Consider the following 14446-nt stretch of genomic DNA (forward strand, 5'->3'; position numbering starts at 1 on the left):
CGGCGGGCGGCGCGGCCATCCCCAGCAAGCCCTGAGAAAGGAGAGCGATGCACGCCGTCGAGAGCCCGGCGACCGCGCCGTCGGCGCCGGCCGCGCCGTCCACACCAGACAAACCAGGCGCCCGGGTACCGCGGCGGCGTCGTCGTGAGTGGACACCCCTGTACCTCGCCCTGCCCGCGCTGATCCTGCTGGCCGCGCTGCTGGCATATCCCTTCGGCCGTATGCTCGTGGTGTCCTTTCAGGACATGCAGCTGCGGCACCTCTTCTCGGGCGCGACCCCGCCGTGGATCGGCTTCGACAACTACACGCAGATCCTGACCGACGGCGTCTTCTGGAGCGTGGTACTCCGCACCGCCGTCTTCACAGTCGTCTCGGTGGCCATCTCGATCGTGCTCGGGCTGGCGGTCGCACTGCTGATGGGGCGGGTCAGCAACGCCGTGCGGGTGGCGATGGTGATCACGATGATGTTCGTCTGGGCGATCCCGCAGCTTGTCTCCGCGCAGATCTTCAAGTGGATGGTGGACGCCGACTTCGGCGTGCTCAACTACCTGATCGACAAGATCCCGGGCGTGGACTTCGCCAACCACAGCTGGTTCGCGGACCCGAAGCAGGGTTGGATCGTGATCACCACGCTCGTCGTGTGGGCCGGCATCCCGTTCCTCGCGATCACCCTGCACGCCGGCCTCACCCAGGTGCCGCACGAGCTGCGCGAGGCGGCGCTGGTCGACGGCGCGAGCGCGTGGCAGACGCTGCGCAACATCGTCCTGCCGGTCCTGCGCCCCCTGCTGGTCATCGTGACCACGCTTTCGGTGATCTGGAACTTCGGCCTTTTCACCCAGGTCTGGGCGTTGCGGGACAGCAAGCCCGAGCAGGAGTACCAGACCCTCGCCACGTACGCGTTCACGCAGGCATTCGGGCGCAGTGAGTACAGCGTCGGCTCGGCGATCTCGGTGGTCACCGTGCTGCTAATGCTGGGCGTGATGGCGTTCTACATCCGGCAGATGTTCCAGATTGGAGACGTCGACTGATGTCCACTCCACGCTCCCAGCGCTCCCGCGCGGGCACGGTGGCCGCGAACACCGTCGGCGTGCTCTTTGTCGTCGTGATGGTGTTCCCCGTCTACTGGGTGCTGAACACGGCGTTCAAGCCGGCGTCCGAGGTGCTCTCGTTCACGCCGTCGTTCTGGCCGCAAAACCCGACGCTGGACAACTTCAAGTCCGCCATCAAGGCGCCGTTCTTCCTTGTGGACCTCCGCAACGGCCTCATCATCACGTCGACCGCGGTGGTCGGCGCCATGGTGGTCGGCTTCCTGGCGGCGCTGGCGATCGCCCGGTTCCGGTTCTACGGCCGGCGCGCGCTCATCGTGGTGATCCTCGGCGTGCAGCTCGTGCCCCTACTCGCGCTGCTCATCCCGCTCTATCTGATGCTCAACCAGGCCAATCTCACCAACACCCTGTTCGGCGTCTCGCTTACCTACATCGTGCTGATCCTGCCGTACACCGTTTGGACGCTGCGCGGCTTCATCGCCGCGGTGCCGCGCGAGCTGGACGAGGCGGCGCTTGTCGACGGGTGCAGCCGGTGGCAGACCTTCTACCGGATCATCCTGCCGCTGACCGGGCCGGGCCTGGTGGCGACGTCGGTCTACGGGTTCATCCAGGCGTGGAACGAGTTCATCGTCATCAACACGCTCAACAACCCGGAGACCCAGAACCTCATGGCCTGGCTCCTCCAGAACCAGACCCAACGCGGTACCGCGTGGGGCCCGCTGATGGCCGGCGCCCTGATCACCTCGCTGCCGGTGGTCGTGTTCTTCCTGCTGGTCCAGCGCAACATCGCGGTCGGCCTCACGGCCGGCGCAGTCAAGGGCTGACCCCGGCGTACTCCACGTAACCCGTCGTCAGCTTGTGGCTTCGGCGGCTAGGGCGCGCACCACGGCCGAAGGGCTCTGGCGGCCCAGCCGCTGGGCCATCCACAGGCTGGTACGGACGAGTGCGGGCAGGTCGACGCCGGTCTCGATGCCGAGGCCGTGCAGCTGCCACACCAGGTCCTCGGTGGCGAGGTTGCCGGTGGCGCTCTTGGCGTACGGGCAGCCGCCCAGCCCGCCGGCCGACGAGTCCACCGTGGTCACGCCGGCCTGGAGGGCGGCGAGCGTGTTGGCCAGCGCCTGACCGTACGTGTCGTGGAAGTGCACTGCCAGCCGGTCCGGGCCGACGCCCGCGTCGGTGAGGGCGCGGATCAGCGCGGTCACCTGGCCGGGCGTACCCACGCCGATCGTGTCGCCCAGCGAGAGCTGGTCGCAGCCGAGGCCGACAAGACGGCGGGCGACCGACACCACCTGGGAGATCGGCACCTCGCCCTCCCACGGGTCGCCGAAGCACATGGAGAGGTAGCCGCGGACCCGCAGCCCTTCCGTGCGGGCGCGGTGCACCACCGGCTCGAACATCGTCAGCGACTCGTCGACGGTCCGGTTGAGGTTGCGCTTGGCGAACGTCTCGGTGGCGCTGCCGAAGATGGCAATCTCGCGTACGCCCAGCGCCAGCGCCCGGTCGAGGCCGCGCTGGTTGGGGACCAGCACCGGGTACCGCACGCCGGGCGCGGGCGCTAGGCGGGTGAGCAGGTCGTCGGCGTCGGCGAGCTGGGGCACCCATTGCGGGTGCACAAAGCTTGTCGCCTCGATGACGCCGAGGCCGGCCGCGGCGAGCCGGTCGAGGAACTCAAGCTTCACGTCGACCGGGACGATCGCCGACTCGTTCTGGAGGCCGTCGCGCGGGCCGACCTCCCAGATCGTCACGGACATCGGCAGCCCGGGCATGGGTACCCGCTGCGGGCTCAGCATGCCTCGAACCTACGCCAGGTCACCCGCAGACGCAGCGATGCGGGCGACACCCGCCTACGCCAGCTCGACCACGACCGGCGCGTGGTCCGAGGGTGCCTTGCCCTTGCGCGCCTCGCGGTCGATGTACGCCGACTCCACCACCAGGCCGGCGCTCGCGTACACCAGGTCGATCCGCATGCCCATGTTCTGGTGGAACATGCCGGCCCGGTAGTCCCAGTACGTGAAGGGGTGCGGGCCCTTCATCGGGGTCGGTATCACGTCGGTGAAGCCGGTGGCGAGGATCTTGGCGAGCGCCTCCCGCTCCGGCTGGGTGACGTGCGTGGAGCCGACGAACGCCTTCGGCTCCCACACGTCCGCGTCGGTCGGCGCCACGTTGAAGTCGCCGGCCACGACCACGGGCTGGCCGGGGGCGAGGTCTGCGGCGAGCGCGTCCCGGAGGGCGGCCAGCCAGTCCAGCTTGTACAGGTAGTGCGGCGAGTCGGGCTCGCGGCCGTTCGGCACGTACACGGACCACACCCGCAGCCCGCCGCAGGTCGCCGAGATCGCGCGGGTCTCGGGGTCGGGGAAGCCGGGCTCCTTGTCGAACCCGCGGGTGACGTCCTCGATGCCGACCTTGGAGAGGATCGCCACGCCGTTCCACCGGCCGTTGCCGTGGGTGACGACCTCGTACCCGGCCTCCTTGATCTCAGCCGTGGGGAAGGCCGCGTCCGCGAGCTTGGTCTCCTGGAGAAGCAGCACGTCGGGCTGCTTGTCGGCCAGCCACGGGAGCACCCGGGGCAGCCGAATCTTCAGCGAGTTGACGTTCCACGTAGCAAGCCGCATCCACCGAGAGTATGCCGACCTTGGGCGCCGGCGCCCAGAGGATACTGGGACGAGTGGGACGAGACTGTGCCATCGTTTGCTGGTGGCCACTGTGAACCCGGAGCGCGACGCCGTCGCGACCCGCCCCGGGCGGGCCCGCGTGGGCATGCGCACGCTGCGCGGCTGGCGGCCCACCCTCGCGCGGGTACGCAGCATCCTGCGCAACGCGGTGACCTCGTTCATCGTGCTGGCCGGCACGTTCTGGCTCCTGCCCGGCGTGACCGCGAGCAACCTCGTCGCGCTGCTCGGCCTTGTGGTGCTCGTCGCCGGCATCGGCGCCCTGCTCCGCCCGCTCCTGCTCGCGCTTGCCACCGCGCTCGGCGGCTTCGGTGCGCTGGTGCTGGGCGCGATGGTGCAGGCCATCGTGTTGTACGTGGCGCTGTGGTTCGCGCCGGACACGCACGCGGCCAACCTCCCGGTGGTCTTCGGCGCCTCCTGGGTCGCGGTCGCGCTGGCCGCTCTTGTCAACTGGTTCGCCGACGCGGGCACCGACGACGCGTTCGTCAGCGAGACCGTGCGCCTGATGGCCCGTGTGCGCCGCGTCGCGGAAAAGCCCAAGCTCAGCGAGCGCAGCAGACACTGCCCCGACGGCCTGCTGGTGATCCAGCTCGACGGCGTGCCCGCGCCGCTGCTGCGCTGGGCGGTCCGCGCCGGCAACCTGCCCAACGTCGGCCGGTGGCTGCGCACCGACAGCCACCGCCTGGCCACCTGGCACACTGGCATTCCAGCCACGACGCCCGCCGCGCAGGCGGGCATCCTTTACGGCGACGTCCGCCGGGTGCCGGCATTCCGCTGGTACGAGAAGGACACGCGCCGCCTCCTCGTCACCAGCCGCACCCGTGATACCGCCGAGGTCGAGCGGCGGCTGGCCGGTGACCGGGGCCTGCTCCGCGACGGCGGGGTGAGCATCAGCAACGTCTTCTCCGGCGACGCCGAGACCTGCCTGCTCACGGTCAGCCACGCCGCGCTGCCCGGCCGCAACGCGCGGGGGTACGCGGCGTTCATGACCAGCCCGTACGGCTTCACCCGCGCGGTGGTCCTCGCCATCGGCGGGGTGATCCGCGAGCTGCACCAGGCGCGGGTGCAGCGGCGCCGCGACCTGCACCCGCGGGTCAGCCGGGGCGGTGCGTTCATCGCGCTGCGGCCGGCCACCACGCTGCTGCGCGACCTCAACGTCACGCTGATCGCCGAGCAGATGGCCCGGGGCGCCCCGGTCATCTTCTGCGACTTCGTCGACTACGACGAGGTGGCCCACCACGTGGGTCCGGCCCGGCCCGAGGCGCTCGAGGTGCTGGAGTCGCTCGACCAGGTGCTCGGCATCCTGGAGCGGCTCTCCGCCGAGGCGGCCCGCCGCTACCACCTCGTGGTCCTCTCCGACCACGGCCAGAGCCAGGGTGCCACGTTCCGCCAGCGGTACGACGAGTCGCTGGAGGAGGTCGTGGCGCGGCTGGCCCAGGGCGGCACCAACGGTCACCGGCCGGGCGCGGCCACCCGTACCGTCGAGGAGTGGGGCCGGGTCAACGCCCTGCTCACCGAGGCCGTGGCGCGCAAGGGACCGACCGCCGCCGCCACCCGGGCCGCGATGCGCAAGCACACCCGCGACGGCGAGGTCACGCTCGGCCCGGCCGACGAGGAGGCGAAGGCGATCGCCGAGCGCGACCCGGAGACCGTGGTGATCGCCTCGGGCAACCTCGGCATGGTCTACCTGACCCGCCATCCGGAAAAGCTCACCCGCGACCGGATCGAGGCCGAGCACCCGGAGCTCGTGACCGGGCTTGTCGCGCACCCCGGCGTGGGCCTGGTGGTGGTCGACGAGGCGGAGCACGGGCCGGTGGCGCTCGGCCAGCGCGGCCGGCACCGCCTGCGCGACGGGCACGTGGAGGGTCAGGACCCGCTCGCGCCGTACGGGCCGCGCGCCCGCGAAAACCTCCTGCGCCACCAGGAGATGGATCACGTCGGTGACCTTGTGCTGATCAGCATGGTGGAGCCGGGTACCGACGACGTCGCGGCGTTCGAGGAGCTGGTCGGCAGCCACGGCGGGCTGGGCGGCTGGCAGACCGAGGCGCTGCTGCTCTACCCGTCCGGGTGGGCGCTGGAGACCGACCCCGTGGTCGGCCCGGACGGCGTGTACCGCACGCTGCTGGCCTGGCTCGACAAGCTCGGCCTGCGCGGCCCCTCCGCGCCGGCACCGGTCGAGGCGGACGCCGACCTGCCCGCCGCCCCGGCCCCGGTCAGGCTTCCTTCTGCCGGGGCCTGACGTCCGCTGCCTCCGCCGTCGCCTCGCGCCGCCGGCTGATCATCGATGCGATCTGGGAGATCAGCAGGACCAGCAGGATCGCCGCCACCACGCTCTGCCAGGGCTCCGGGAAGATCGCGTACCCGAAGATGCCGATTCCCGCGTACACCGTGGACCAGAGCAGGCAGGCCGGCAGGTTGGTCACCGCGAACCGCCGCCAGTCCAGCCCCATCAGCGCCGCCGCGAGCAGCACCGGCACCCGCCCGCCGGGCAGTAGGCGGGAGACGAGCAGCACCGAGACCTGCCGCTCGTCGAGCTTCTTGCGCATCCGTTCCATGCGCTCGGGGTCGCGCAGCCAGCGCAGGCGCCGGGCCAGCTGCTCACCGCCCCAGCGGCAGATCGCGTACATGGCGAGGTCGCCGACGTATGCCCCGCCGGCTCCGGCCACGACGACAAGCAGCACGTACAGCGGGTTCTGGTGGGCCGCGTACGCCGCCGCGCCGCTGACCGCCGCCCCGGTCGGGACGATCGGCACCACCGCGCCGAACGTCACCACGACGATCAGCCACAGCAGCGTGCTGAGTGTCGCGGTCACAGTGCCTCCGGGTTCGCTCGCTCGCGCGGCGCTGAAGGCGACGTCTTCCCTCGCGGCCCCGAAACCCCGACTTCGTCGGCGGGGCCGCTCAGTCCAGACGCCGCCGCGCCAGCTCGCTCGCTCACGGTGCCACCGTCAGCGATTCGCCGGGAGCCAGGACGGTGACCCGGGTACCGGGCGCCACGGTCCCGCTGATCCGTGCGAAGTCCGGCCCCGGGTTGTGAAACCGGTCCGGCCGCACCCGCGCCAACCCCACAGGCCAGAACGTGCCGAAATGCACCGGCACCGCCTCCCGCGGCGCCGCCCGCCGCATCGCCTCGGCCGCCGTGTACGGGTCGAGGTGCCCCCGCCCCAGCGTCGGCCCCCACCCACCGACCGGCACCAGCGCCAGGTCGAGCGGGCCGAGGTCGGTCATCTCGTCGAAGAGCCCGGTGTCCCCGCCGAACCAGGTGTTCGCCGCACCGTGCACGGTGTAGCCCACGGCCGCCGCGCGGTGCCGGGACCAGGGGCCGCGGGCGCCGTCGTGGGCCGCGGGGACGGCCCTGATCCGCACCGCGCCGACGGCCACCTCGTCGCCGACGGCGAGCTCCGCGCACCGCCGGTGGAACGCGGTGCCGAGCCGCTGCCGCACGAACGCGCCGGCCCCCGCCGGCACGACAAGCGTGCCCTCGGGCCCGATCTGCCGCAGCGAGGCCACGTCCAGGTGGTCCGCGTGCAGGTGCGACACCAGCACCGCGTCGGGCGGCCCAGCCAGGCGGGGCGAGGTACCGCGCATCCGCCGCAGGTGCGCGATCCGGTCACCGAGGACGGGGTCGGTCACGATGCGCACGCCCGAGTCCTCGACCCAGACGGTGCTGTGCCCCCACCACGTGACCTGGACCTTGTACGTCACCCCGCTACGGTACGGGACCGCACGCAGCGTCACCCAAGCCGCGCTGCAACCGCTTACGCGGGCGTCCTTGGTGGTCGGACGGCTACGACATCGAGGAGACCGTCCAGGCCGGCGAAGTCGTCGGGGTTGGTCGTGTAGAGCGGCAGGTCGTTCACTGCGGCGATCGAGGCGATCATCAGGTCGGCGATCCGCCGGCGTGGCTTGCGCCCGGCCGCGAGCACCGCTGCGGCGACACGCCCAAACGCCCGGGCCGCGTCCGCGTCGAACGGCAATGGGTCGAATGTGGACTCGGCGTGCTGCAAAACGCTGATCCGGCGCGCACGCTCCAGCGGGTCGTCGGTGTGATGAGGGCCGGCGGACAGCTCGGCAAGTGTCACCGTGCTGATTACCAGTGCCTCCGGCAGGTCGGTGGGGTCGAGGCGGGCGAGTTGGATGACGATGTTGGTGTCGATCAGGCCGCGTGCCGGCTCCTCACCACTCACGGGAGTCCAGGTCGTTGTCGAGGGCGGAGTCGAGATCGTTGCGGAACCGGTCAGCGTCGATCTTTGGGGCCGTGGCGAACGCGGCGATGGCCTCCTCGCGTGGCACGGCCGTGCGGCGTCGCAGCGGGATCAGGCGGGCGATCGGCGTGCCGTTGCGGGTGATCGTGAAGGACTCACCTCGCTCGACTCGGCGCATGATCTCGCCGGACTCGTTGCGCAGCTCGCGTTGGGTGATTTCGCGGGCAGCTTCGGTCATGCGGACCATCCTACGGCGATGTGCTACTTGGTGCTACGGCGCCAATCGGTCGAGCCGTTCGCACGGTTTAGGGACCTACCCGGGGTGTCTTCGTCGGCCGCCAGGGCGGCAGTGCTCCACCCGTCCGCGTACGTGCTGGCAGCGGCCGGTATCGAGTGGCATGTCTGGGTGGCGCTATCGATTGACGGCCAGTTGTATAGGCGGCATTCCTTGGCGCAAGGCACCCAAAGCGCCGATCATCATGATCATTTATTGACCCTCCGCTGGAAGACGGAAAGGGGAGGTCGCCGAAATTGGCCGTAACCGGGCGGTCGAGCGTGTGGACGCCGATAGGGATACTCCGGTGGCTGTTTTCCGGATCCGGTGTCAGCTCGCACCTGGTCCGGATCGTAGCTTTTCTCGGCTTGGTCATATCGGTTCTACAGACTTTGGATTACGCGTTCGGCAAGAGATTGGTGCCACATAGCGGGCTCGGCTACACGCTCATCGTTCTGGCGACCGTTTGTCTCTACACCGGAAACGAGGCGATCCGGCTTGGTGCCGAGTCGAGGCGCCCGCCTGGCCTGACGGACGCGTTCGTCCAGCAAATCACGGAGCTTCAGGAAAGCGGTCGCCACGAGGCGGTGGTTCGATACCACAAGCAGTTGAGCAGACTGCTCTGGGTCGAGGGTCAGCTCGAGTCGCGGATAAGGATCGGTCGGCTCATCGAGCATTCGGCGGCGCTGATCGGCAACAAACGCGTCCAGGCCGGCATACTGATCGACGATCTGGGCTGGACCAACGTCGCCGTCGGGCGGTTCGACGAGGCCCGAGGAAACATCTCCTACGGTATCGACCTGGCGGAGGAGTGTGACGACCGCTATCTCGCGGCCAAGGGCCTGCGACACCTGGGTGGGCTCGCCGATGAGCAGGGCGACTATGCCACGGCGAAGGCGGAGTTCGGCCGGGCGCGTGATCGCGCGCAGACGATCCAGGACGAGCCCGCGAGGTCGGAAATGCTCGCCGGGATCGACTACGGCGAAGCGCAGCTCGCGCTTCACGTAGGTCAGGTGGACCAAGCGGTCGACTACATCAATGCTTCGGAGGCGCGACGCCTTGCGTCGGGCGACGACTCGCGGATCGTAAGGACGTACGCACTGAAAGGGCAGATCCTGGAGAAGAGAAACGAGATCCTTCGGGCCAGGGACAGCTATGTGCGCGGCTTGGAGCTAGCGCGGCGGGTAGGCAGGATAGACGAGCAGATTCGAAATCTGCAAGGCCTCGCCCGGGTGACCGGTCGTCAAGGCGATCGAGGTGCCGCGAACGCGTTTTCCAAGGAGGCCGCCGACCTAAAGGCGCAGACCCCAATCCCCTACGATGCCTGACGACCGCCGTATGTCTCGGTGCCTTCATGTCTCGGAGAAGGGCTATCGCTCATGCCGGAAGAGATGATCAACATATGCGACGAGAACATGAAAGGGCTGGGCACGGCCACGAAGTCGTTGGCTCACAAGACAGGGCTCTGGCACGAGTCGATCCACTGCTGGATCGTCCGGCCGACTGCCAATGGTGGGGCGCTGCTCTTCCAGAAGCGTGGTAGCGACAAAACCCTCTTCCCGGACTATCTCGACATCACCGCGGCCGGCCACTATGTCGCCGGCGAGGAGGTCTCGGCCGGCGTACGCGAGATCGCCGAGGAGCTTGGCCTGGAAGTGGCCTTCGAGGATCTGACCCCGCTGGGGATCAAGATCGACTTGGGTAAGACCGAGGGCGTGCTCAACCGGGAGTTCTGCCACGTGTTCATCTACTCGGACGACCGGCCTCCCGGCTCGTACGTCTTGGATGTGTCAGAGGTCGAAGGACTGGTCGAGGTTGGGATCGACGAGGGGCTCGGGCTCTTTTCCGGCGAAAGGGACGATGTCGTGGCGCGTGGCATCGAGTGGGACCGGGGCAAGACGGAGTGGGTCGAGATCGAGCGCAGGGTGAGCGTCGACAGCTTCATTCCGAGGATCGACCCCTATTACTACAAGATGTTCATCAACGCCAAGAGCTTTCTTGCCGGGGTCGCTACCTCGCCATCTGACTCGGAGACGCCATGGCGCAGCGTCGCGGGAGGTGTGTTTTGTGGGCGTAGTGCTTGGCATCAACGAGAATCACGACGCCGCGGCGGCGATCATGGTGGATGGGCAGCTCGTCGCGGCGGTCGCCGAGGAGCGCTTCACACGGCGAAAGCACCAGTCGGCGACCGTCGAGCACGCGGTCCGGTCGGCGCTGTCCATAGCTGGAGTCACACTCGACGACGTCGACCTGCTCGTCACCTGTGCCCATCGCGTCGAGGTGCACCCCGATTCACCGGAGGCGGCATTCCGGCGGGAGCTCATCAGGAGCGCGCCGAGGTGGCACGAGCACGACAGCCATCACGACCTCCATGCGTACAGCGCGTGGTTCGGATCGGGTTTCGAGGAGCCGGCCATCCTTGTCGTGGACGCGGTGGGTACCCGGCTCGACCTCCTGGCGCGACCATTGCTCGCGCCTGGCGCCGAGATGTTCGGAAAGGACCCGGCGGGATACGAGTGCGAGTCGATCTTCGGGACCGCGGGCGGTGTGCTGGAGCCGCTGGCGCAGCACTACACGACCCACAGGCCGTACGACTGGAGCCGAGAGAACATCGGGCTCGGCCGGCTCTACAACTACGCGGCCAAGGAGATCTTCGGTACCAGCTACGCCGCCGGAAAACTGATGGCCCTGGCCGCACTCGCCGAAGCGTCGCCCGGCACGTTCGTGGACCTCGATGCGCCCTGGCCGCGACCGCGCCATGATGCCTTTTCCGCGTTCAGCGGACCCAAGGTCCACCCTGAGCCGGAGGCGCTGGCCTCGCTGGCCGCCGGCGTCCAGAAGGACCTTGAATGCACGATGCTGGCGCTCGCTCGTCGCGCGGCGATGCTTGTGGACAGCCGTCAGTTCTGTGTCGCCGGTGGTGTCGGCCTCAACTGCCCGGCCAACTCCCGGATGCTGCGGGACAGCGGCTTCGCCGATCTCTACGTCTTTCCGGCGGCGACCGACGACGGTGTGGCGGTTGGCGCGGCGGTCGCCGGCAGCTGGTGCGTCCTTGGCGAGAAGGACCGTCCGAAGGGACGGTTGTCTCCGTTTCTTGGCGCCGCCTACTCCGACGAGGAGGTTCGGCACGCGATCGGTCGGATGGCGGTCGATCTCGACGCCCACGGGGTAACGAGCCAGGAGTTCGAGTCGACCGACGCGCTGCTCGACGAGATCTGTGACGATCTCCGTCAAGACCGGGTGGTCTCCTGGTTCACCGGGCGGAGCGAGTTCGGTCCCCGGGCCTTGGGAAATCGGAGCCTGCTCGCCTCCCCGCGGTCGGCGCGGATGCGCGAACGCATAAATCGCGACATCAAAGGACGGGAGCGGTTCCGGCCGCTCGCTCCGGTGATGCCAGAGTCACTGGTCGAGGCCTACTTCGAGGTGCCGCCGGGTTTTCGCAGCCCCGAGATGCTGCTAGCGCCGTTGGGAACGGCGCAGGCCAGAGCGCTCGCGCCAGCGGCGTTCCACGTCGACGGGTCGGCGAGGGTGCAGACGCTATCGGACACTTCTTCGCTCGGCCGGTTGTGCCTGCGTTTCCTGGCGGCGACGGGATGTCCGATGCTGCTGAACACCAGCCTCAACGGTCCGGGTGACCCGATCGTCGAGGCTCCGGATGATGCGATCGCGCTGTTCCTACGCCGCCCGATAGACGTGCTCGTCTTCAACGAGTCGACGGTCCTCAGGCGGGAGGCGCGGTGACCGAGCCGTCGCCAGGTGGGAGCCGGATACTGCTGGTCAGGCACGGAGAATGCGAGAAGAACCGAGCGGACGTCCAGGGTGGCGCGGGCGCCCCGCTTACGCCTTTCGGCCGACGGCAAGCGCAGGCCGTAGGCGAAATCATCGGCGCATGGGTCGACGCGCGGCGTGCCAACTGCCTGTTGTTCAGTCCCATCGAGCAGGTGGAGGAGACTGTTCAGATCGCCGCGCCCGAACGGCACGTCCGACTGGTTCGTCGCGACGATCGGCTGCGCGGCATTGACATGGGGGTTCTGGCAGGGCTGAGCCGAGCGGAGGCCGTCGCCCGCCATCCCGATGCCGCTCGGCGGCTGGCGGAATGGGAGGCGGGGCGCCGGCCGACGGCCCGACTGAGTCTCCCGGGGGCCGAGAGCCTGAGCGGTTTCCACCGTCGGGTCGCCGATGCCGTCGCGAGCACCGGCGTCTTCGCCGAGCCGACTGACCTGATCGTGATTTCGAGCCGCTCGGTGCTCGTGATGATCTCGAATGTGCTTCGGCTCGGCTCGACCTTCTCCATCGACGGTTATGAGTCATATAGTTTCCAGACCGCTGCGTGCGTCGAATGGCGGGGGACTCGCTCGACACCCAGGCATGGGTTGTCTCGTATGGCGGTCACGGGCCGCTTGAGCAGGGCTGAGGCTGCGGTGCCCATCGGAGATCGGTTGCTCGCCGAGTGGTGGTCGACAACGGGCCGCTTGCGCGGACTGTGGTGGCGGTCATTTCTCCGGGACTGCGGCGAAGGGCTGCGCGTCGACGCCGGGGCGAAGATGCGAAACCCGTCCCGGGTAAGCGTGGGCCGGAATGTCTGGCTCAAGGAGGGCGTACTCCTCGACGGCCGATCCGATCATCCTGTCGGCGTACGGCTGGACGACCAGGTATCGATCCGCGCCTACGCGTATGTGGATGCGTACGGCGGGAGCGGGTTCGTCCACGTTGGCTCAAGATCGGGTATCGGGCCGTACGCCTATCTGGGCGGCAACGGCGGCTTGGAGATCGGCCAAGACGTCATGATCAGCGGCCACACGATGATCGTCGCGGCGAACCATCGGTTCGATCCTGGCGGACCGGGGCCCTACATGACGCAGGGTGAGACCCGCAGGGGCATCAGGATCCACGACAACGTGTGGATAGCGGCCCAAGCGGTGATCCTCGACGGCGTGGAGGTCGGTCGTGGTGCTGTCGTTGCCGCGGGCGCCGTCGTGACGCGCGATGTCGCGCCCTACACGCTGGTGGGTGGCTGCCCGGCGAGACCCCTACGCCCGTTACTCGGCGAGGGGGAGACGGTGGCGCGGGGAGACCACCACGCCTGAGCCGCCACTGTCGCTACGGCGCCAAGCGGTAGAGCTGTTCGCCGGCTTTGGGGACTACCAGGGTGTCGGGGTCGGCGGCGAGTGCGGCCAGGTCGAGGCTCGCCGGGTCGGTCCAGCCCAGGTTGACCGCGGCGCAGTCCGCCGGCGGGATGGCCGTCGCCAGCGTCACGTCGATGCGGCAGCGCTCCACCCCGTCCGCGTACGTGCCGGCGCCGCGCACGTGGATGGAGTGGGCGAGCACCGCGCGCGGTACGTCCGCGAGGCGGTCGGCGTGGGCGAGCAGGTAGTCGCGGCAGTGGTAGCCGACCCGGCGGATCAGCGGATCGTGGGTGACCGAGAAGGTGGCGACGTGCGGGGCGTAGACGATCACCTCGCCGCCGTCGGCCACGACCGGCTCGACCTTGTACATGCCCTTGGCCGCCGTCCACAGGTCGTCGTACATCGGGGGCATGACCGAGACCACCCGGCGGTACGGGCGTTCGACGTACCGCACGTGCACCTGCGCGGAGTGCTCGGCGGCGGCGGTCCACGCCTCGGTGGTCGTGCCCACGTACGTGCCGAGCACCTCTTCGCCGCCCGGTGACACCACCACCGCGACCGCCAGGCGGCGGGCCGGGATGCGCGCGGCGGCCGCCTGGATGATCGCGCGTACCGGGGTGAGGCCGGGCCGGCCGATGATGTCCATCGTGCCGATCAGCGCGCCAAGCCAGTGGAACGCGTCGATCACCTCGGGCCCGGACACGCCTGGGAAGAAGTACTTGTCGCCGCCGGAGAAGCCGACCGACTCGTGCGGAAACACCGGCCCGAGTACCAGGCACGCGTCCGCCTCGGCGACGAGCCGGTTCACCCGTACCCGGATGGGCTCGGAGAGCAGCCCGGCGGAGGCCGCGGCGACCTCGGTGGCCGGGATCTCACCCAGATCCGCGAATGAAGTCGGGTCCTGCCAGGCGTGGTTGTGCACCGTGACGCCGGGGTAGCGGGCGGCCCAGCCGTCCGGCGGCAGGTCGAAGCGGCGCTCGATGGCCGCCGGCGTCATCGGCTGGTGGGTGCCGAGCGCGATCAGCACGTCGAGCGAGGCCACCCGGTCGATCAGCGCGTCGTGCACCTCGGCGAAGAGGCGGCCGAGCGGGATCGACCGGGTGCCGTCCGGCACCAGCACCACGAC

The 14446-nt window shown here is 69.4% G+C and carries 13 protein-coding genes and 1 pseudogene; 7 read left to right on the forward strand and 7 right to left on the reverse strand.

Features of this window, described 5'->3' with window-relative positions; translation table 11 throughout:
* Positions 1 to 47 precede the first annotated feature (47 nt).
* Both Pflav_RS42700 and Pflav_RS42705 read left to right on the forward strand, forming a co-directional pair.
* Positions 48 to 1028, forward strand: a complete 981-nt coding sequence (locus tag Pflav_RS42700) for a carbohydrate ABC transporter permease (protein ID WP_173042129.1) — start codon at positions 48 to 50, stop codon at positions 1026 to 1028.
* Positions 1028 to 1870: a carbohydrate ABC transporter permease gene (locus Pflav_RS42705; protein ID WP_173042130.1), complete on the forward strand. Its 843-nt coding sequence runs from the start codon at positions 1028 to 1030 to the stop codon at positions 1868 to 1870. Before Pflav_RS42700 ends, Pflav_RS42705 begins: the two co-directional genes overlap by 1 nt.
* 27 nt (positions 1871 to 1897) lie before the next feature.
* On the opposite strand, the gene Pflav_RS42710 is transcribed toward Pflav_RS42705, so the two are convergent.
* A complete protein-coding gene (locus tag Pflav_RS42710) occupies positions 1898 to 2836 on the reverse strand; it encodes a hydroxymethylglutaryl-CoA lyase (protein WP_173042131.1) in 939 nt (312 codons plus the stop codon).
* A gap of 54 nt (positions 2837 to 2890) precedes the next feature.
* Positions 2891 to 3658, reverse strand: coding sequence for an exodeoxyribonuclease III (locus Pflav_RS42715; RefSeq protein ID WP_173042132.1), 768 nt, complete (start codon positions 3656 to 3658; stop codon positions 2891 to 2893).
* An 82-nt stretch (positions 3659 to 3740) separates the two neighbouring features.
* Here Pflav_RS42715 and Pflav_RS42720 point away from each other — a divergent pair, with 82 nt between their 5' ends.
* Complete coding sequence (locus tag Pflav_RS42720) at positions 3741 to 5954, forward strand: alkaline phosphatase family protein (protein WP_415624365.1); 2214 nt, start codon at positions 3741 to 3743, stop codon at positions 5952 to 5954.
* On the opposite strand, the gene Pflav_RS42725 is transcribed toward Pflav_RS42720, so the two are convergent.
* The 4 genes from Pflav_RS42725 to Pflav_RS42740 form a co-directional block, all read right to left on the reverse strand.
* Positions 5929 to 6528 carry a DedA family protein gene (locus Pflav_RS42725; protein ID WP_173042133.1) on the reverse strand — a complete coding sequence of 200 codons (600 nt, stop codon included), beginning with the start codon at positions 6526 to 6528 and terminating at the stop codon, positions 5929 to 5931. The genes Pflav_RS42720 and Pflav_RS42725 overlap by 26 nt on opposite strands.
* A 121-nt stretch (positions 6529 to 6649) precedes the next feature.
* The gene (locus Pflav_RS42730; RefSeq protein ID WP_173042134.1) at positions 6650 to 7420 is read right to left on the reverse strand and encodes an MBL fold metallo-hydrolase; all 771 of its coding nucleotides are present in this window, start codon (positions 7418 to 7420) and stop codon (positions 6650 to 6652) included.
* A 53-nt stretch (positions 7421 to 7473) separates the two neighbouring features.
* The gene (locus Pflav_RS42735) at positions 7474 to 7902 is read right to left on the reverse strand and encodes a type II toxin-antitoxin system VapC family toxin (protein WP_173042135.1); all 429 of its coding nucleotides are present in this window, start codon (positions 7900 to 7902) and stop codon (positions 7474 to 7476) included.
* A complete protein-coding gene (locus Pflav_RS42740; protein ID WP_173042136.1) occupies positions 7892 to 8158 on the reverse strand; it encodes a type II toxin-antitoxin system Phd/YefM family antitoxin in 267 nt (88 codons plus the stop codon). The genes Pflav_RS42735 and Pflav_RS42740 overlap by 11 nt, the downstream gene beginning before the upstream one ends.
* Before the next feature lie 428 nt (positions 8159 to 8586).
* On the opposite strand from Pflav_RS42740, the gene Pflav_RS42745 reads away from it, so the two are divergent.
* From Pflav_RS42745 to Pflav_RS42760, 4 genes and pseudogenes are all read left to right on the forward strand, one after another.
* Positions 8587 to 9522 carry a tetratricopeptide repeat protein gene (locus Pflav_RS42745; RefSeq protein ID WP_173042137.1) on the forward strand — a complete coding sequence of 312 codons (936 nt, stop codon included), beginning with the start codon at positions 8587 to 8589 and terminating at the stop codon, positions 9520 to 9522.
* 87 nt (positions 9523 to 9609) lie between these two features.
* Positions 9610 to 9909 (forward strand): annotated as a pseudogene (locus Pflav_RS49220) (NUDIX hydrolase); the annotation flags it as partial.
* A 352-nt stretch (positions 9910 to 10261) separates the two neighbouring features.
* Positions 10262 to 11935 (forward strand): carbamoyltransferase C-terminal domain-containing protein, encoded by a 1674-nt coding sequence (locus Pflav_RS42755; protein ID WP_173042138.1) that lies wholly within the window; start codon positions 10262 to 10264, stop codon positions 11933 to 11935.
* Complete coding sequence (locus Pflav_RS42760; RefSeq protein ID WP_173042139.1) at positions 11932 to 13281, forward strand: histidine phosphatase family protein; 1350 nt, start codon at positions 11932 to 11934, stop codon at positions 13279 to 13281. The genes Pflav_RS42755 and Pflav_RS42760 overlap by 4 nt, the downstream gene beginning before the upstream one ends.
* A gap of 13 nt (positions 13282 to 13294) precedes the next feature.
* Here the strand turns inward: Pflav_RS42760 and Pflav_RS42765 are convergent.
* Positions 13295 to 14446 (reverse strand): lactate racemase domain-containing protein (locus tag Pflav_RS42765; protein ID WP_173042140.1); only part of this gene is annotated, 1152 nt, incomplete at its 5' end.

This window comes from Phytohabitans flavus, assembly GCF_011764545.1.
Taxonomy (GTDB): domain Bacteria; phylum Actinomycetota; class Actinomycetes; order Mycobacteriales; family Micromonosporaceae; genus Phytohabitans; species Phytohabitans flavus.